Source organism: Neisseria sp. 19428wB4_WF04, assembly GCF_015235335.1.
Classification (GTDB): domain Bacteria; phylum Pseudomonadota; class Gammaproteobacteria; order Burkholderiales; family Neisseriaceae; genus Neisseria; species Neisseria musculi.
On the sequence record NZ_JADGLG010000025.1, the window covers coordinates 17,395 to 36,305 of the forward strand.

15 protein-coding genes are annotated in these 18,911 nt (G+C 56.2%); 8 read left to right on the forward strand and 7 right to left on the reverse strand.

What is annotated here, in order from left to right; genetic code table 11:
* Positions 1 to 58: 58 nt before the first annotated feature.
* The 3 genes from IR141_RS07040 to IR141_RS07050 all read right to left on the reverse strand — a co-directional run bounded on the left by IR141_RS07040 (position 59) and on the right by IR141_RS07050 (position 3,138).
* Positions 59 to 967: a metal ABC transporter solute-binding protein, Zn/Mn family gene (locus IR141_RS07040; protein WP_135035148.1), complete on the reverse strand. Its 909-nt coding sequence runs from the start codon at positions 965 to 967 to the stop codon at positions 59 to 61.
* A gap of 446 nt (positions 968 to 1,413) precedes the next feature.
* The gene (locus tag IR141_RS07045; RefSeq protein ID WP_135035151.1) at positions 1,414 to 2,289 is read right to left on the reverse strand and encodes a metal ABC transporter permease; all 876 of its coding nucleotides are present in this window, start codon (positions 2,287 to 2,289) and stop codon (positions 1,414 to 1,416) included.
* Positions 2,290 to 2,409: 120 nt separating this feature from the next.
* On the reverse strand, positions 2,410 to 3,138 hold the full coding sequence (locus tag IR141_RS07050; RefSeq protein ID WP_135035154.1) for a metal ABC transporter ATP-binding protein: 729 nt from the start codon (positions 3,136 to 3,138) through the stop codon (positions 2,410 to 2,412).
* 684 nt (positions 3,139 to 3,822) lie between these two features.
* Between IR141_RS07050 and IR141_RS07060 the strand changes: the two genes are divergently transcribed.
* From IR141_RS07060 to hemW, 4 genes are all read left to right on the forward strand, one after another.
* Positions 3,823 to 4,875, forward strand: a complete 1,053-nt coding sequence (locus IR141_RS07060; RefSeq protein WP_135035157.1) for an NADP(H)-dependent aldo-keto reductase — start codon at positions 3,823 to 3,825, stop codon at positions 4,873 to 4,875.
* 1,171 nt (positions 4,876 to 6,046) lie between these two features.
* The gene (locus IR141_RS07070) at positions 6,047 to 6,286 is read left to right on the forward strand and encodes an NGO_0222 family membrane protein (protein WP_135035160.1); all 240 of its coding nucleotides are present in this window, start codon (positions 6,047 to 6,049) and stop codon (positions 6,284 to 6,286) included.
* Positions 6,279 to 6,884 carry an RdgB/HAM1 family non-canonical purine NTP pyrophosphatase gene (gene rdgB, locus IR141_RS07075; RefSeq protein WP_135035163.1) on the forward strand — a complete coding sequence of 202 codons (606 nt, stop codon included), beginning with the start codon at positions 6,279 to 6,281 and terminating at the stop codon, positions 6,882 to 6,884. Before IR141_RS07070 ends, rdgB begins: the two co-directional genes overlap by 8 nt.
* Before the next feature lie 193 nt (positions 6,885 to 7,077).
* Positions 7,078 to 8,253, forward strand: a complete 1,176-nt coding sequence (gene hemW, locus IR141_RS07080; RefSeq protein WP_135035166.1) for a radical SAM family heme chaperone HemW — start codon at positions 7,078 to 7,080, stop codon at positions 8,251 to 8,253.
* Positions 8,254 to 8,533: 280 nt separating this feature from the next.
* Here the strand turns inward: hemW and IR141_RS07085 are convergent, their stop codons facing one another.
* Positions 8,534 to 9,376 (reverse strand): alpha/beta hydrolase-fold protein, encoded by an 843-nt coding sequence (locus tag IR141_RS07085; RefSeq protein ID WP_135035169.1) that lies wholly within the window; start codon positions 9,374 to 9,376, stop codon positions 8,534 to 8,536.
* Positions 9,377 to 9,737: 361 nt separating this feature from the next.
* Positions 9,738 to 10,532 (reverse strand): thymidylate synthase, encoded by a 795-nt coding sequence (locus IR141_RS07090; protein WP_135035172.1) that lies wholly within the window; start codon positions 10,530 to 10,532, stop codon positions 9,738 to 9,740.
* Positions 10,533 to 10,948: 416 nt separating this feature from the next.
* Here IR141_RS07090 and gdhA point away from each other — a divergent pair, with 416 nt between their 5' ends.
* Positions 10,949 to 12,289: an NADP-specific glutamate dehydrogenase gene (gene gdhA, locus IR141_RS07095; RefSeq protein ID WP_135035175.1), complete on the forward strand. Its 1,341-nt coding sequence runs from the start codon at positions 10,949 to 10,951 to the stop codon at positions 12,287 to 12,289.
* 88 nt (positions 12,290 to 12,377) lie between these two features.
* On the opposite strand, the gene IR141_RS07100 is transcribed toward gdhA, so the two are convergent.
* Together IR141_RS07100 and argG are read right to left on the reverse strand one after the other, a co-directional pair.
* Positions 12,378 to 12,935 carry a hypothetical protein gene (locus IR141_RS07100; RefSeq protein WP_135035178.1) on the reverse strand — a complete coding sequence of 186 codons (558 nt, stop codon included), beginning with the start codon at positions 12,933 to 12,935 and terminating at the stop codon, positions 12,378 to 12,380.
* An 829-nt stretch (positions 12,936 to 13,764) separates the two neighbouring features.
* The gene (argG, locus tag IR141_RS07105) at positions 13,765 to 15,114 is read right to left on the reverse strand and encodes an argininosuccinate synthase (protein ID WP_135035181.1); all 1,350 of its coding nucleotides are present in this window, start codon (positions 15,112 to 15,114) and stop codon (positions 13,765 to 13,767) included.
* Between the two features lie 145 nt (positions 15,115 to 15,259).
* On the opposite strand from argG, the gene IR141_RS07110 reads away from it, so the two are divergent.
* The 3 genes from IR141_RS07110 (at position 15,260) to IR141_RS07120 (ending at position 18,542) form a co-directional block, all read left to right on the forward strand.
* A complete protein-coding gene (locus tag IR141_RS07110; protein ID WP_135035184.1) occupies positions 15,260 to 16,063 on the forward strand; it encodes a molybdopterin-binding protein in 804 nt (267 codons plus the stop codon).
* A 354-nt stretch (positions 16,064 to 16,417) separates the two neighbouring features.
* Positions 16,418 to 16,642 carry a hypothetical protein gene (locus IR141_RS07115; RefSeq protein WP_135035187.1) on the forward strand — a complete coding sequence of 75 codons (225 nt, stop codon included), beginning with the start codon at positions 16,418 to 16,420 and terminating at the stop codon, positions 16,640 to 16,642.
* A 238-nt stretch (positions 16,643 to 16,880) separates the two neighbouring features.
* Complete coding sequence (locus IR141_RS07120; RefSeq protein WP_135035190.1) at positions 16,881 to 18,542, forward strand: electron transfer flavoprotein-ubiquinone oxidoreductase; 1,662 nt, start codon at positions 16,881 to 16,883, stop codon at positions 18,540 to 18,542.
* Positions 18,543 to 18,911: the final 369 nt, after the last annotated feature.

The window sequence follows — 18,911 nt, forward strand, 5'->3', positions numbered from 1 at the left end:
GAAAGCAAGATACTGTCTGCTTTTCAGACGGCCAGAACGGTTGCGGCCGGTCAAACGCTTATTTCATGGCACCGCTGAGCAGGCGCACGTTGTAGCGGTACATATTCACATAGGTGTCGGCCGGTGCTCCGTTGCTGAGCGCGTCCGAATAGAGCTTGCCGCCGGGTTTCATGCCGGTTTCTTGGGTGATGCGGTCAATCATGCGGGTGTCTTTGATATTTTCGGTGAATACGGCTTTAATGCCTTCCCGCTTGACTTGGCGGATGATGGCGGCAACCTGCTTGGCCGAGGGCTCGGCAGAAGTGTTCACACCCTGCGGGGAAATGAAGCGGATGTGGTAGCGTTTGCCCATATAGGCGAAAGCATCGTGGCCGGTGAGCACTTTGCGTTGGTTGGGCGGGATGGCGGCAAACGATTTCTGCGCATCGGCATGGAGTTTTTCCAGCTCGCCCCGATAGGCGTTCAGGCGTTGGCGGTAGTGGGCTGCACCTTGCGGGTCGGCTTGAATCAGAGCATCGGCAACGTTTTGGGCGTAGGCCCGCATCAGCACGGGGTCGGCCCAAACGTGGGGGTCGTATCCGCCGTGATGGTGGTCGTGGGCATGATCATGGCCGTGGCCGTGCGCATGGCCGCTTTCGGGCGCTTTGAGCGCGGCAATGCCTGCGGCCGCTTCGGCGTAAGGCACTTTGCTTTGTTTCACCGCGCGTTGGACGCTGCCGCCTTCAAACCCCAGGCCGTTCATCAGCACCAGCTTGGCATTGCGGATTTTTTTGATGTCGCCGCTGGTGATATGGTAGGCGTGCGAATCCTGGTCGGGGCCGACCAAATTCTGCACGGCCACGCGTTCGCCGCCTATTTGTTTGGCAATGTCGCCCAAAATGCTGAAGCTGGCCACTACGTTGATCGGGGCGGCAAAGAGGCTGCCGGATAACAGCGCGGCAGTCAGGCCGGTTTTCCAATGTTTCATTGTGCACTCCTTTGATATAGGGTTGTCAATATGGCCAAGCTGCAAAAAATCACAGCAAGGCCGCATACGCTGCAACCGGCACGGAGCCGGCGCGGCTTTATGGTGGATTCGTTTGACTTGTGTTAAGGCATTGTCCGCCTGAGCCGAAGAGAACGGTTTTTCCGGCCGCCGAAGCGGTGGCTGCACCGGTTCCGTGCGCAGTTATTGTTAAGCGGGGTGGCGGTTAAGCCGCGCCCGGAACCCGCCGTAACAGCGCAGGCCGTCTGAAAAAAGCAGCTTGAATCTTTGCAAAATCCAAAAAAAGCCGCAAGGCATGGCCGCGCAGCGCCGGCATCATTCCATCTGCCGCCATTCCCGACTGCGCGAAAACAGCGGTGTTTCAGTCTTTCAGACGGCCTCAGGGTATTTGGGCAAAGGCATCAGGCCGTCTGAAAAAACTGCCGGGTTCACGCCCGGCGGTGTTTTTTATGGCGCAGCCATTTCGGGATAATGCCGCCTTCGAGGCCGAACAACACCGAAACCAGATAAACTGCGCTGCACCATAGGATAATCGCAGGGCCGGAGGGAATTTCGATGTAATACGAAAACAGCAGTCCGCCGAAGCCGCACGCCAAAGCGGTTAATACCGCCAGCAGCAGGAGCATGCCCATATTTTTCGCCCACAGGCGCGCGCTAATCGCCGGCAGCATCATCAGCCCCACCGACATCAGTGTGCCCAGCGCCTGAAAGCCTGCCACCAGGTTCATCACCACCAGCACTAAAAACAAAACGTGCCAAAAGCCGCCTTTGCCGTTTACCGATTGTAAAAACAGCGGGTCTATGCTTTCGAGCACCAGAGGGCGGTAAATCACGGCCAAAACTACGACGGTAACGCTGGCGGCAGCGGCAATCAGTTGCAGCGCGGGCAAATCCACCGCCAGCACCGAGCCGAACAGCAGATGCAGCAGATCGATGCTGCTGCCGTTTTTGCTCACCAACACCACGCCGAGAGCCAGGCTGCTTAAATAGAAGGCGGCGAAGTTGGCATCTTCTTTCAGCGAAGTAAAACGGCTGGCCAAACCGGCCAGCAGCGCCATCAGCATGCCCGCCGCAAAACCGCCCGCACTCATGGCGGGCATACTCAATCCGGCAAACATATAGCCGGCAGCGGCGCCGGGCAGCACGGCATGGCTGAGAGCATCGCCGATCAGGCTCATGCGGCGCATCACCAGAAACACGCCCACCGGCGCGGCACTGAGCGCCAGGCACACCACCGATGCGAGCGCGTAGCGCATAAAGTCGAATTCGGCAAACGGAGTAGTGATTAACTCGTAAAGATTCATATTGGCAGCCAAAGGCCGTCTGAAATATCAGGCGGCGGTTTATCGGATAGTAGGCGGGCGGTTTTCAGACGGCCTGAATCTGTTTGCAGCCGTCTGAAACAGATTGCACACGCGGTTTCATCAGGCCGTTTCGCACCAATCGGCCGTTGCGTGCCGCTGCATGGCGGCATCGGCCTGTTGCAGAAAAGTTTCGGTCAGCACTTTTTCGGTGGCACCCTCGGCGATTTTGTCGCGGGCAATCAGCAGCGTTTCGGGAAAATACGCCCGAACCTGCCCGTAATCGTGCAGCACCGCCACAACAGACTGGCCGTTGCTGTGGCAGCGGCGCAAAACATCGAGCAGCGCATAAGTGGTTTTGGCATCAACCGCATTAAACGGCTCGTCAAGCAGCAGAAACTTTGCATCTTGCGCCAACATACGCGCAAACAAAACGCGCTGAAACTGGCCGTTGGAAAGATGGGCGATCGGGCGGTCGGCCAGGCCGGCCATGCCCACGCGCGCCAGTGCATCCGTTACCCGCCGGCGCTGCCCGGCATCAACCCGGCCGAAAAAGCCGATTTCATACCACAGCCCCATTGCCGCCAACTCAAACACGCTGATGGGCTGGCTGCGGTCGATATCGGACTGTTGCGGCAGGTAGGCGATGTCCCGGCGGCGCAAACCGATAAGGCGCACCGTGCCGGTGTCGGCCTTCAGCAGCCCCACCGCCGCCTTGAGCAAGGTGGATTTGCCCGCTCCGTTGGGGCCGGACACTGCGCACATACAGCCATCGGCAAATTCGGTGTTCAAATGATGGACGGCCGGCCGGCGGCGGTAGCTTACGGTGAGGTTTTCAACCAAAATGCTCATACAACCGCCCAAAAATAAACACCCCACAGCAAAGTAAGGGCGGCAGCGGCCGGCAGCAGACGCTGGGCGAGGCCGGTGAGTAAAATGGAATTCATGCTTAACACTCTTTCAGACGGCCTTGCGTTTGCCTGCAAGGCTGAAAAGCATAAATGATACTGTATAACATTATATTTGTAAAACACAGGCAGCGGCCGTGCCGAAACGCAATAGCAAGCAATCCATTTTGATACACGGCAAACCGCAGGCAAGCCAACATCGCGGAATTGATTCTATCGGCATTTCAGTATCTTAATATCATCATTGGCTTTGAGCCCTGCCGTGCCGGCATGAAGCCGGTTCACGACAGGCCGTCTGAAAGGCAGCACCGGCGCAAATGGCGTACAATAAAGCCCGATACTTCCGATACCCCCGAAATATGAACGGCAGCCTGCTTCACGGCACACCCAACCTTAAAACTGCACCGCGATACTCTGATTGAAAATGCCATGGCTGCGCGAGGGCAAAGGCAGCATATCCGTGCGCTGTCCAAGCCGCCTGCCCGACAGCCTGGGAGAGTGTGCGGTATCGAGTGGGGTTCCGCCAAGTTTTTGGGTAGGCGGCAACAGCAGGCAATTGCCGCGCACAAGCAGTTAGCCGCCTCCAACAGAAAACGAAATTTACATTCATCAAACGAAAGGAAACCGTATGGAAAAGCGCAAACTCGGCAAAAGCGGCATTATGGTCAGCAAAATCTGCCTGGGCACCATGACTTGGGGCGAACAAAACACCGAAGCGCAGGCGCACGAACAGCTCGATTATGCGCTGGCCAACGGCGTAAACTTTATCGACACCGCCGAAATGTATCCCGTGCCGCCGCGCAAAGAAACCTATGCCCGCACCGAGCAATATATCGGCAGATGGATTAAGAGGCGGGGCAGGCGTGATGATTTCGTGCTGGCCGGCAAAGTTGCCGGCCCCACCGGTGCCAATAATCTCGACAACTATATCCGCGGCGGCAACGATTTTTCACGCGCGCAGCTTATCCAGGCTTGTGAAGACAGCCTCAAACGGCTCAACACCGATTATCTCGATTTATATCAATTGCATTGGCCCGAGCGGCAGGTAAACTTTTTCGGCAGGCTGGGCGTGTCGGCGCTGGCTGAAAACGAACGGTTCACGCCGATAAGCGAGATTGTCGATACCATGGGCGAACTGGTCAGGCAGGGCAAAATCCGCGCGTTCGGCTTATCCAACGAAACCCCGTGGGGCACAATGCGCTATCTGAACCGGCACGAAGCCGCTCCCGCATTGCCGCGGGTCGCTTCGGTGCAAAACCCCTACAACCTGCTCAACCGCAGTTACGAAGTGGGCATGAGCGAAATTTCGCTGCGCGAAAACATACCGCTGCTGGCTTATTCGCCGCTGGCCTTCGGCGTGTTGAGCGGTAAATACCGCCACGGTGCCATGCCCGAAAACAGCCGTTTGGCCTTGTTTGAGCGTTTCAAACGTTATACCAGACCGCAAGGTTTTGCAGCGGTGGAACGTTACGCAAAAATTGCCGAAGATGCCGGTTTGAGCCTTACAGCCTTATCACTGGCTTTCGTAACCCGACAGGCATTTTTAGCCAGCAACATCATCGGCGCCACCACGTTGGAACAATTGCGCGAAAACATCGCCAGCGCCGAAGTAGTGCTTTCGGACGATGTCGTCAAAGCGGTAGATGCCGTACACGCCGAAATCAGCAACCCCTGCCCATAAAAAGGCAGACGGAAAAAGCAGTAAAGCCCATCATAACAATACAGCATTCTGCTTCAAACTAACGCGAACGGTTTGGCAAACCGTTAAAGCGGCCGCAGAATCGGTTTGCACCATCTTGATTTTCAAGACCCACCACTTTGTTTGAATCGACCACCTCATCATAAGCATGTTAAAAATGTGTTTCAACCTCAGACGGCCTGATACATCCCCCAAAAAAGGGGATCCATTTTGACATTTTCCCCTGACAAGATGGAAGGGGGGGCAAAAGTCATCAGCCTACCGCACCGTCACGCCCGATCCCGAACGCTGTTTCACCCTACACCGTCCGCGTATTCCGTGCATCAAATCATGATTGCGTTTGTCTGTAAGCCGTCAATTCTCCTGCCCGAATCCCTGTTTTGCCGAACAAAACCTTATCCGAATCGGAAACATTCGGCCGTTTGGCCGTGCGTGAAATGATGGATATGGAACTGCCAAATGATGAACCAGCACAGGCAAAGCAGGCGGGCGGCAATGTTTTCGGGAGCAGCGGCATGGAAACACCACCGTGCACGCGTATCGTCCCCTTTTTATCCAACAATGGCCACCCGTACAGGAGGACGCGGCCTGTCGTATCGCCCACCTTATCTGGCAGAGGCAAAACCAGAAGGGCGTTTCATGGATCATCGGCGCGTATCGCCCCCTTTCCCGACAGACGGGCAGAAAGAGCAGCTCCCGCCTCGATCACCCCAATCGGTTTTCCGGCGCATGGGAACACTTTTTCTTTGCCCGCGGTTATCTGCCAGTTGCAGACGATGGGTGTGTTGGAAAAGGTCGGGTTGCTTACACTTTCGATGCCGGACAGCTTGCATTATCTGCCGAAACAACGGCTGCATGATTTTCGGACATGCTCAAGACGGCACGGTTTACCGTGCATTTGGATATTACGGCGAATACACACCCAGGCAGGCCAAAGCCGGCAGCCACCGCTTTGTATCTGCCAGAAAACCAAATAGAATACTATAAAATCCCGTTATGGGTTCACATCAATGCAGATACCAAATACAAAAGTGTCCCGCAAAAGCAGGGCACGGCTTGGTTGTTACCGATTGAATACACAACGGCGTTGATACTTCTATATATACTGTTTGTGTTATGATGCACATCTCTGAAACCGACCTGCCCATTTCTAATGAACGCCCGCAAAACCTATCTGCTCGGCACTGCCTTTTCCACTGTTTTGTTTATGGCTTTGGTGCTGCTGGGAAGCTGGCTGCTTTCGATTGGAAGCAAACAATTTGCCGTTGCCGCCTTTTTGTTTGCTTTTGCTGCCGTGTTCGGGCAGATTGCCTGCCTGGCGCTCTATATCCGCCAAAATCATCGCAACAAGGCTGCCCAGACTGCCCGACCACAGGAAAACCGCCATGTTTGACCAAATCGTTTTAGCCAGCGGCAACGCAGGCAAACTGAAAGAATTTTCACGTTGGTTCGCCCGGTGCCGCATTGAAGTGCTGCCGCAGTCCCATTTCAACGTGCCCGAATGCCCCGAGCCGCATCCTACCTTTATTGAAAATGCCATCACCAAAGCTCGCCACGCCAGCAAACACAGCGGCAAACCTGCTTTGGCAGACGACAGCGGCATCTGCGCCCGAGCCTTAGGCGGTGCACCCGGCATTTACTCGGCGCGCTTTGCGGGTGAAAATCCGAAATCTGATGCCGCCAACAACGCCAAACTTTCTGCCGAACTGGCCGGCAAAGCCGACAAAAACTGTTATTACGTTTGCGTGCTGGCGCTGGTGCGCCACGAAAACGACCCGCAGCCGCTGATTGCCGAGGGCATCTGGCGCGGCGTATGGCAGGACAAGCCCGCCGGCGGCAACGGTTTCGGCTACGACCCGCATTTTTTCCTGCCCGAACCGGGCTGCACTGCCGCCGAACTCGACCCCGAAACCAAAAACCGCATCAGCCACCGCGCTTTGGCTTTGGAAACGTTGGAAAAGAAAATCGATTTGCTGTATCCGCAGCCTTAAGCCTGCTTGGTAAAACGGCTTTCGGGCATCAATAACGCCGGCAGCAATCCAAACAATTGTCCAAATATTTTGCCACCCTCAGGCCGTCTGAAAACACAGTTTCTGCGAAGCTAAAACGCAGTTTCCAGAAGGAAACCGGTTTCCGCGAAGCTGAAACACTGTTTGCCAGCTGCCCCGCAAACTTTATTACCCCATGAATACCATCACCTTTTCCCGTGCCGGCCGTCTCAGCGCCCTGCCGCCTTTGTCGCTTTATATCCATATTCCGTGGTGTGTGCGCAAATGCCCTTATTGCGATTTTAATTCCCATCAGGCCAAAAGCGGCCTGCCCGAAGATGCCTATATCGATGCGCTGCTCACCGATTTGCAGAGCGAGCTGCCGAACATTTGGGGGCGGGCGGTGGAAACCGTGTTTATCGGCGGCGGCACCCCCAGCCTGTTTCAGACGGCCTCGATAGACCGCCTGCTCAGCGGCATACGTTCGCTGGTGAAGCTGCAACCGCAGGCCGAAATCACCCTCGAAGCCAACCCCGGTACATTTGAAAAAGAAAAATTCCAAGGTTTTAAAGACGCGGGCATCACACGCCTTTCCATCGGCGTGCAGAGTTTCAACGATGCCGCGCTGAAAAGTTTGGGGCGCATCCACAACCACCGCGAAGCCTTAACGGCCGTTGAAGCCGCGCAGAATATATTCGAACGGGTGAACATCGATCTGATGTATGCCCTACCCGGCCAAACCGTTCAGACGGCCTTGCACGATGTGCAAACCGCCATCGCTTCGGGCGCAAGCCATATCAGTGCCTACCATCTCACCATGGAGCCGAACACCCCGTTCGGCCACAGCCCTCCGGGCGGCCTGCCGCAAGACGAAGCCGCGGCCGACATAGAAGAAACCGTTCACGGCGCACTGGCAGCAGCGGGCTTCGCACACTACGAAACCTCCGCATTCGCCCGCCCCGGCCACGCCTGCCGCCACAATCTCAATTATTGGCAGTTTGGCGACTATCTCGGCATCGGTGCCGGCGCGCACGGCAAGATTTCCTATCCCACCCACATCGAGCGCACCGTGCGCAAACGCCATCCCAACGATTATCTGGCCGCGATGCACGGCAGGGTTTCAGACGGCATCGTGCGCAAAACCGTGCCTGCCGCCGAGCTGCCGTTTGAGTTTATGATGAACGCCCTGCGCCTCACCAACGGCGTGCCCGCCGCCCGGCTGCAAGAGCGCACCGGCATACCCGCCGCCCAAATCACCAAACAGATTCAGACTGCGCAGGCAAAAGGCCTGTTGGAGACGGACCCGCTGTATTTCAGGCCGTCTGAAACCGGCCGGCGGTTTCTCAACGATCTGCTGCAATGCTTTTTGTGAAAAAGCGGCGTTGAATCCTTGGGGTATGGCGGTGCCTTAAAAAAACTGCAAAAGAGCGGGAAAACCCAACCCTTGCGCTGCGCCAGCCCGCTTCGTCCTGCCGATGCCGCAACTGTATTTGCTGCCCTTTGCCGGCAGGAGAAATAAAAATTGAACCGCGTTGCCCGACAGCGGCACTGATTTTAAAAGGTTTGCCGCACGGGATGCTTTTTAGCCCGCTAAAAGGCCGTCTGAAAAATATCGTTCAGACGGCCTTTGTCGGTTTTCACCGCCATTGAAATCACAAACCCAGCGCATCGGCGTGAAACTCGATATGGCTGTCGATAAAGGTGGCGATAAAATCATAATTGTGGCCGTAGCCTTCGCGCAGGTTAAACTGCACGTTAAAGCCGTTGCCGCGTGCAGCATCCACAAACGGCTGCGGCTGCAGTATGTGCGGATAAAACTCATCGACGCTGCCCTGGTCGATCAATACCGGCAGCCTGCCGGCGGCGGTTTGCACCAGCTCGGTGATGCCGTATTGCGCCCGGCTTTCCGGGCTGCCGCCCGAGCGGGCAGCAACGGCTTTCTGCCCCCACGGCATTTTTGCCGGGTCGGTAACCGGCGCAAAAGCAGAAACCGCCGCATAGCGTTTGGGATAGCTCAGGGCAGTCTGCAAGGCACCGTAACCGCCTATGCCGTGGCCAGCAATGCTGCGCTGGCCGTTCGCGGGAAAATGCGCTTCGATTAAGGCCGGCAATTCGTTTTCGATATAGCGGCACATCTGATAATGTGCCGCCCACAGCCCACAGAGGGCATCGGCATCAAAACCTGCACCCTGCCCCAAGCCGCAGCCGGCACTGTCTGCTGCGCCTGCACCGCGTACCGGGGCATCGGGAATCACTAAAGCGATTCCCCATTGAGCCGCGAAACGCGCCGCCCCCGACCACAGAGGGAAGTTTTCACCGGCGCAGGCCAAGCCCGGGAGCCAATATAAAACCGGCACACGGTAACCCTGCAGCACCTGCGGCGGCAGATAAACGGCAAACGTCATTTCACATTGGCCGCGTTCGGAAAAATGACGGTAACGCTCATGGCTGCCGTTAAACATTTTGTTGCGGGAAACTAAGGTCAATCTACTCATCTTAACTGCCTTCATCGTGCTTTCAGACGGCCTTTTGCCTTTGCAGAATTTATTTGCCTTTGCAGAATTTATTGGCACACCTGCAAAAACACCTGTGCCACCTGCCCCTCTTGTTTTTTGAGGATGCCTTGTGATTTTGGAAGTTTTCATAAAAAACGGCAGGTGCCCGCCCCGTGCATGGCGGACATCAAAATTTCAGGGCTGAAATGGTGTGCTGCCGCCACAACCCCGGCCTAGACTGCAGGCCGTCTGAAAACCTCAATTTAACAAACCTAATAACAAACCGCGCTGCAAATGGATTTTGGTGTGCCGGCAAATGCCGCACCGTTATGCCGGCACCGGCAAACCCTTATCCGGCAATTTATACTGCCACTGCAGCTTTGATGTGCGGGTGGGGATCGTAGCCGGTCAGTTCGAAATCTTCAAATGTAAAATCAAACAAATTTTTTACCTCGGGATTGAGCTTCATCTGCGGCAACACACGCGGTTCGCGGCTGAGTTGCACTTCGGCCTGCTCGAAGTGGTTGCTGTAGAGATGGGCATCACCGAAGGTGTGCACAAATTCGCCGGGCTGCAAACCGCACACCTGCGCCATCATCAGGGTGAGCAGCGCGTAGCTGGCGATATTGAACGGTACGCCGAGAAAAATATCGGCGCTGCGCTGGTAAAGTTGGCATGAAAGTTTGCCGTCGGCAACATAAAACTGAAACAGCGCGTGGCAGGGCGGCAAAGCCATTTCGTCCACCAGCGCGGGGTTCCAAGCCGAAACAATCAGGCGGCGGGAATCGGGATTTTTTTTGATTTGGTCAATCAGGTTGGTAATTTGGTCGATATGGCGGCCGTCGGACGCCGGCCAGCTGCGCCACTGGTAACCGTAAACCGGGCCCAAATCGCCGTTTTCATCGGCCCACTCGTCCCAAATCGAAACGTTGTGGTCGTTCAGATATTTGATATTGGTGTCGCCTTTTAAAAACCACAGCAGCTCGTGGATAATCGAGCGCAAGTGCAGCTTTTTGGTAGTAAGCAGCGGAAAGCCTCCGCTCAAATCGAAACGCATCTGGTAGCCGAACACCGAGCGGGTGCCGGTGCCGGTGCGGTCGGATTTGTCGGTGCCCTGTTCGAACACATGGCGCATCAGGTCTAAATAGGCTTTCATAAGTTTCCTTGCAGTTTTTCAAAAGTGCTACGGGGGCATCATCGCAAGCGGATTGTATAACACTTTGCCCGATGATTGGCGGCCGCAAAATTCTGCGGCAAATCAAACCTGAAAAATAAAATTTCGGCTGTTTTTTATTTTTTCGCCAATCAATAATTGAAATTATATTTCATTTAATAAAAAATAAAAAATTTATATTTTAAAAATATATAAAATTAAAACATATAAAACCCAAAATCATTTTAGGCCGTCTGAAAATCGCTAACAATTTTCCTTAATTTCCGCTTGGCAAATGGCGCAAAAGGCGTTTATATTTCGAACAATGGAATGAACACAAACCCATTCCACAATTAACCTTATAGCCTTATTTGAATTTCTTTTTCTGTCATTTCAACCCATCTGAATCGGAGAGACCTATGTCTGTAAATCTGAACAGTTTGTTTGAGCAAATCAAACAGCGCGATCCCAACCAACCCGTTTTCCACCAAGCCGTTGAAGAAGTATTCGGCAGCCTCGCCCCTTTCTTGGCGAAAAACCCGCAATATACCCGACACGGCCTGCTCGAGCGCATCGTTGAGCCGGAGCGCGTGATTATGTTCCGCGTATCGTGGGTGGACGATAACGGCCGGGTGCAGGTAAACCGCGGCTACCGCGTACAGATGAACTCGGCCATCGGCCCCTACAAGGGCGGCCTGCGCTTCCACCCCACCGTGGATTTGGGCGTGCTGAAATTTCTGGCATTCGAGCAAGTGTTTAAAAACGCGCTGACCACGCTGCCGATGGGCGGCGGCAAAGGCGGTTCCGACTTCGACCCCAAAGGCAAGAGCGACGGCGAAGTAATGCGCTTCTGCCAAGCCTTTATGAGCGAACTCTACCGCCATATCGGTGCCGACACCGATGTGCCCGCCGGCGACATCGGCGTGGGCGGCCGCGAAATCGGCTTTTTATTCGGCCAATACAAAAAACTGCGCAACGAATTCACTTCTGTGCTCACCGGCAAGGGCCTGGCATACGGCGGCAGCCTGATCCGCCCAGAAGCCACCGGCTACGGCACAGTTTATTTTGCCGACAATATGCTCAAAACCAAAGGCAACAGCATGGCGGCCAAGAAAGTTTTGATTTCCGGCTCAGGCAATGTGGCGCAATATGCCGCCGAAAAAGCGATTCAGCTCGGTGCCAAAGTGCTGGCCGTTTCCGATTCCAACGGCTTTGTGAAATTCGCCGACAACGGTATGACCGAAACGCAACTGGCAGCACTAATCGAGCTGAAAGAAGTACGCCGCGAGCGTTTGTCGGTTTACGCCAAAGAGCAGGGGCTGGAATACTTTGCCGGTCAAAAACCGTGGGGCGTTCCCTGCGATGTGGCCCTGCCCTGCGCCACCCAAAACGAGCTTGACGAAAGCGATGCCCAAACCCTGCTGGCCAACGGCTGTTTCTGCGTGGCCGAAGGTGCCAATATGCCCTCTACACTGGGCGCGGTCGAAGCGTTTGTCAAAGCCAAAATCCTGTATGCGCCGGGCAAAGCCTCCAACGCAGGCGGCGTAGCCACTTCGGGACTGGAGATGAGCCAAAACCACATCCGCCTTTCTTGGACGCGCGAAGAAGTAGACCGCCGCCTGTTCGGCATTATGGAAAACATCCACGAAAACTGCGTGGCCAACGGCAGCGAAGGCAGCTATGTGAACTATGTAAACGGAGCCAATATCGCAGGCTTCAAAAAAGTGGCCGAAGCCATGCTGGCGCAAGGCGTGGTTTAACCCGATCCGCCTTTGACTGAAACAAACCAAGGCCGTCTGAAACGTTTCAGACGGCCTTTCTGCTTAAAGCCCGAACGGTTCCCCGGCTTCAACGTATCCGCCATACATTCAGGCCGGGCAGTTTCCCTCTTACCGGCATTGCTCCGCCTGATGGAGGCGAGACACTCCCTTGCGCGCTTTCAGACGACCCGTATCGGTTGTCTTTATGCTGTTGAACGGCAGGCTTTTTCAACGCAGCCCTGCACATTTCCGTGCCGTTTTTTTTGAGCGGCACGGCACAGCAGGTGCGGCCGCCGTGGCTGCACGAAATGCAGGCGGCGGTGCGCCTACAGGTTTCGGCCTGCGGCACTGTTGCCGGCCGGTTGAAACGGGCAGCGGGTCTCTCAGGTTGGACAACCGCTGCCGATACCGTTTGAAAACGGTGCATTTTCAGGCGGCTGCCGGCAAGCCATGCAGGTATAAACCGGGCGTGGGGCTTGCGGCCCTGCCCCGCAGGCGGCGCAGCCGGCATCGGAAATGCAAGGCGGAAACAGCGGCCGATGCGGCGGCATACTTTGCCGCGCCCACCCGAAAACCGTTTGCCCGCCGTGATGGGGATGCGGGTGGCGAAGCCTGTCGCATCGGGAATAAAAATGATGGAAAACAATGATTTGTGGATGATGCACTATTGCCCCCTTCGTCAGGTTTGCGACCGGCCCGAAGACGGAACAACCCCGTCAAGGCCGTGATGGCGGCGTGCCGTTTTTTTCCGGGCATTTTCCTCCCGATGGAGGCTGTCCTTGCTCGGTTTCAGACAACCTTTGCGCTCCGTTTGGGCAGTCGGCGCGGGGCGCAGGGCAGAAAGTCATGCAGGGCCAGTTTGCGATTCGGCCGTCTGCAAGCGCCTGCTGACCGATGGCCGGCCCGGGAAGGCGGTTGATAAAAAGCGGGCGTTTTTTCGGCCGTCCCCGCCGGCAAAGCGGGGAGGCATCGGACGCCGGCATATTGACGGGCGGTGAATCCGGCAAAAGGCGGGATGGGCGGCAATCTGAAACGGCATGGCGGCGATTTCCGGCTGGAAAACGTGGTTGTGGTCGTCTGAAACGGACTCGCCAGGAGTTCACGCCCGCCTTCTTTGCCTGATGCCGGCCCGGCGTTTGACAGGTTCCATACCCATCATTTCGCGAGTGACCAAACGGCCGGATGCTCCGCTTCGGATAAGGTTTTGTCCGTCAAGTCAGGGGCTCGGGCAGGAGGATTAACGGTTTGCAGACAAGCGTAATCATCATTGGATTCACAGAATACGCAGACGGTGTAGGGTGTGAAACAGCGTTCGGGTTCGGGCGTGACGGTGCGGCAGGCTGATGACCTTTGCGCCCTTCCACCTTGTCAAGAGAGAATGTCAAAATGGATCCTTTTTTTTGGAGGGGGGATATATCAGACCATCTGAAAGTTTGGCAGACGGTTTTCAGACGGCCACTGCTATCCGATAAACCTTATTTTTTGTGATTGTCCAATTGTGGCAGCACTAATCCTTTTCCCGACGGGAGCAGGCCGGTTTGCGAATAGAGGCTGAGTTTGGCGCGGGTGTCGGTGATGTCGAGATTGCGCATGGTCAGTTGGCCGATGCGGTCAAGCGGGGTGAAGGCGGCGTTTTCCACTTTTTCCATGCTCAGGCGTTCAGGGGCGTAGGTGAGATTGGGCGATTCGGTGTCGAGAATCGAATAGTCGTTGCCGCGGCGCAGTTCGAGCGTGACTTCGCCGGTGATGGCTTTGGCCACCCAGCGTTGCGCGGTTTCTCTAAGCATCAGTGCCTGGCTGTCGAACCAGCGGCCTTGGTAGAGCAGGCGGCCGAGGCGCAGGCCGTTGATGCGGTATTGTTCGATGGTGTCTTCGTTGTGGATGCCGGTAAGCAGCCGTTCGTAGGCGGTGTGCAGCAATGCCATGCCGGGGGCTTCGTAGATGCCGCGCGATTTGGCTTCAATGATGCGGTTTTCTATTTGGTCGCTCATGCCCAGGCCGTGGCGGCCGCCGATGCGGTTGGCTTCGAGAAAGAGGGCAACGGGGTCGGCAAATTCTTGGCCGTTTAAAGCCACCGGCATGCCTTCTTCAAAGCGTATGCGCACTTCTTCGGGCGCTACCGTCACATTTTCATCCCAAAAGGCCGTGCCCATAATCGGTTTGACGATTTTGATGCTGCTGTTTAAAAATTCCAAATCTTTCGCTTCGTGGGTGGCGCCAAGCATATTCGAATCGGTGGAATAGGCTTTTTCTACCGACATTTTATAATCGAAGCCGTGGGCGGTTAAGAATTCGCTCATTTCTTGGCGGCCGCCCAGCTCATCGATAAAGGTTTGGTCGAGCCAGGGTTTGTAGATGCGCAGGTTGGGGTTGGTGAGCAGGCCGTAGCGGTAGAAGCGTTCGATATCGTTGCCTTTATAGGTGGAGCCGTCGCCCCAGATATGTACATCGTCTTCTTTCATGGCGGCTACCAGCATGGTGCCGGTTACGGCGCGGCCAAGCGGCGTGGTGTTGAAATAGGTGGTGCCGCCTGTGGAAATGTGGAAGGCACCGCACTGAATCGCGGCGATGCCTTCATGGGCAAGCTGGCTGCGGCAGTCGATCAGGCGGGCTTTTTCGGCACCGTATTCTTCGGCTTTTTTCGGGATGGCGTTGTAGTCGCTCTCATCGGGTTGGCCGAGATTGGCGGTGTAGGCATAGGGCAGCGCGCCTTTGAGCTTCATCCACAGCAGCGCGGCGGAAGTATCGAGGCCGCCCGAAAAGGCAATGCCGACTTTTTGGCCTGCGGGCAGGCTTTGCAAAATAGTATGGTTATGCTGGCTCATGGGAAATCCTGTCGAATATGGAAATGCCGTTTCAGACGGCTCGAAAACGGTTTATTATTGTATGAATCTGCCTGTTCGTCCAGCCCGGGGCGGTTTCAGACGGCCTATCCAATAATTCATGCTTTATCGATGGAAATTGCGTGCCATGATTGATTTCAATTTAATGATTATCGGCGATGAGATTCTGCACGGCAGCCGCCGCGACAAACACTTCGCCTTTTTCAAGCAGCTGCTGGAATCACGCGGCCTGCGTTTGGGGCAGGTGCAATATCTGCCCGATAACAGGGCGCTGTTGGCCAAACAGTTGCGCCGCAGTTTTTCAGACGGCCTACCTGCCTTTATCACCGGCGGCATCGGTGCCACCCCGGACGACCACACCCGGCAGGCCGCTGCCGATGCCTTGGATGTGCCGCTGGTCCGCCACCCGGAGGCAGCGGCGCTGATAAACAGCCTGTCGGCCGGGCAAGGCAGCAGCCCCGGTTCGCCTGAACACCAAAGGCGGCTTCAGATGGCCGACTTCCCTGCAGGCTCCGTCCTGATACCCAACAGCTACAATTCGGTTGCCGGGTTTTCGATACGCAGCCATTACTTTATGCCCGGCTTTCCCGTGATGGCGCACCCGATGGCAGAATGGGTGCTGCACACCTATTATGCCGACCGCTTCCACTCCGTGCGCAGCGGGCAGCGTTCGGTGTGGCTGCCCCATATGCCCGAATCGCGCATTGCCCCGCTGATGGATTATCTCGAAACCGAATACCCCGGCATACACACTTTCAGCCTGCCCAACCTGGGCGGCTGCAGCAGCAACGGCAATACCGTCCCGCCGCATATCGAATTCGGCATCAAAGCCGCCGGCAACGCCTGCGCCCTGATAGACGCGGCCTGGGCTGATGCGCTGAAACAGTTGGCCGCCACCGGCGCGCAGATTGTCCGCCACCCGCCCGAATAGCTGTTACCCGAAAACGCACCAAACCACAGTGCATCAGGCCGTCTGAAAACCTTAACAGGGGGTAGTTCCGCGATAATTTCAGACGGCCTTGTTCCCCACCCCGCCGCGTATCTTTCAAACCAACACCGCCGTGCTGAAAACAAAGGCCGTCTGAAAGCCCTGCAAAACGGTTTCAAGATAATTGTCAGACGGCTTGGCCGTTCGGCCTTATTTTGAAAGCCCGCTGCGATTGGAAATAAACCCGAGGCCGTCTGAAAAACTGCAAGATGCTTTCAGACGGCCTTAACGAACCGCCCCTGCATACTCCCCGCCGGCTTTGGCAAAACCGCAATCTGAACCCGAAACGGCAGGCGGGTGGGCAAAGGGCAGCCGCTGTTTTCAGACGGCCCTGCTCCCCACCCCGCCGCGTATCTTTCAAACCAACACCGCCGTGCTGAAAACAAAGGCCGTCTGAAGACCCTGCAAAACGGATTCAAGATAATTGTCAGACGGCCCGGCCGTTCGGCTTGTTCTGAAATTTCGACCGCGTTTGAAAATCAAACTTCAGGCCGTCTGAAAATAGGCGGGACGGCGTCATGATAATTTTCAGACGGCTTCGGTTTCCAAGTTTTGCCCGGCACGGGTTTGACGCGGCGCAAAAGCCTGCCACTCCTTTGCGAGTAGGTGGCTGTTCTGCCTTGTGATGCGGTATAATCCGCCATTTTCCATACCCCATCAGGCCGTTTGAAATCTCCCGGCCGCCTGTTTTCATACTGCCCGGGGCGGCGCACGGCGGCACAGAAGCGGACAAGGCGCGGCCGCACAACAGGAGCACAATATGACCGAAACCATAGAACGCGACAGTATGCAGTATGATGCAGTAATCGTTGGCGCGGGCCCGGCGGGCTTGTCGGCCGCCATCAGGCTCAAGCAGCTTGCCGCGCAGGCCGGCCGCGAAATCAGCGTTTGCGTGGTGGAAAAAGGCTCCGAAGTGGGGGCGCATATTTTATCGGGCGCGGTTTTCGACCCCGCCGTGCTCGATGAGCTGCTGCCCGACTGGAAAGCCCAAGGCGCGCCGCTCACCCTGAACGTAACCGCCGACCAAGTGCTGTTTCTCACCCGAAACAAAGCCTTCAAGCTGCCCGTTACCCCCAATTTCAACAATCACGGCAACTATATTGTCAGCCTGGGTGCATTATGCCGCTGGCTGGCCGGACAAGCCGAAGGCCTCGGCGTGGAAATCTACCCCGGCTTTGCCGCCGCCGAAGTGCTTTACCATTCCGATGGTTCGGTGAAAGGCATTGCCACCGGCAATATGGGCGTGGGCAAAAACGGCGAAGCCACCGAAATGTTTCAGCCCGGCATGGAGTTGCGGGCGCAGCAAACCATTTTTGCCGAAGGCAGCCACGGCTCGCTCAGCCGCCAAGTGATTGAAAAATACGCGCTCGAGCGCGACAGCCAGCCGCAAACCTACGGCATCGGCATCAAAGAAATCTGGGAAGTGCCTGCCGCCCAATGCCGCCCCGGGCTGGTGGTGCACAGCACCGGCTGGCCGCTCGATACCCGAACCTACGGCGGCTCGTTTATCTATCATCTTGACAACAACCGTGTGGCGGTAGGTTTTGTGGTGGGTTTGGACTATCAAAATCCCTATCTTTCGCCGTTTGAAGAATTTCAGCGTTTCAAAACCCACCCCGAAATCCGCAAAACCTTTACCGGCGGGCGGCGCATCGCCTACGGCGCACGCGCGCTTACTGAAGGCGGCCTGCAAAGCCTGCCCAAACTTGCTTTTGGCGGCGGCGTGCTGGTGGGTGATGCGGCAGGCTTTTTAAACGTACCCCGCATCAAAGGCATACACACCGCCATGAAATCGGCCATACTGGCGGCCGAGGCCGTATTTTCCGTGTTGGAAAGCGCCGAAGCCGCCGAAGCGGCAACCGTCGGCAAAACTGCCTATGCCTACGAAGATTTGTTCAAACGAAGCTGGGCCTATCGCGAGCTTCGCGCCGCCCGCAACATCCGCCCCGCTTTCAAATGGGGGCTGTTTCCCGCCATGGCCTACACCGGGTTGGAACAATATCTGTTCAAAGGCAGAATGCCGTGGACCATCAAGCATCACGCCTCCGACCACCGTACCCTGAAAAAAGCCGCCGCAGCCCGCCCCATCGACTACCCCAAACCCGACGGCAAACTCACTTTCGACCGTATGAGCAGCGTGTTTCTCGCCAACCTCAGCCACGAAGAAAACCAGCCTACGCATCTGAAGCTGAAAAATCCGCAGACCATGGTTGACGTAAACCTCAAGGAATACGCCGCCCCCGAAACACGCTACTGCCCGGCCGGCGTGTATGAAATCGTGGAAGAAAACGGCAGGCCGCGGCTGCAGATTAATGCGCAAAACTGCGTTCACTGCAAAACCTGCGACATCAAAGATCCAACCCAAAATATCCGCTGGGTTTGCCCCGAGGGCGGCAGCGGCCCGAATTACGGTATGATGTAGCCCGATAGGTTTTTGCCAAAGCCACCGAAGACGTTCAGACCTCTGAAAAATGTTTTAGCGTTGTAGAAACTTCCCTGTCGGCGTTTTTCGCGCACTGGGCTTGACTGCCGTACTGGCTTTCGGCATCCCCTCTCTTTGGTTATGGTCTGTTTCGTTAAGCAGGCCGGCAGAGGGCGGCGGCATTGCCTGGGATTCGCCCCGGTATCTGGCCGTTTCACTCTGCCAGGCTGCCGCTGCCTGTTTATGCCTGCACCGTTTGGCGGTCCTGTACCTGCTGCGCCGGCGCACTGCCCGCGGCAGACTCTGCGGATAAACAAAACCCATACGGCAGCTGCTGCCGTATGGGGAGAAAGAGAAGCGGGGAGATCC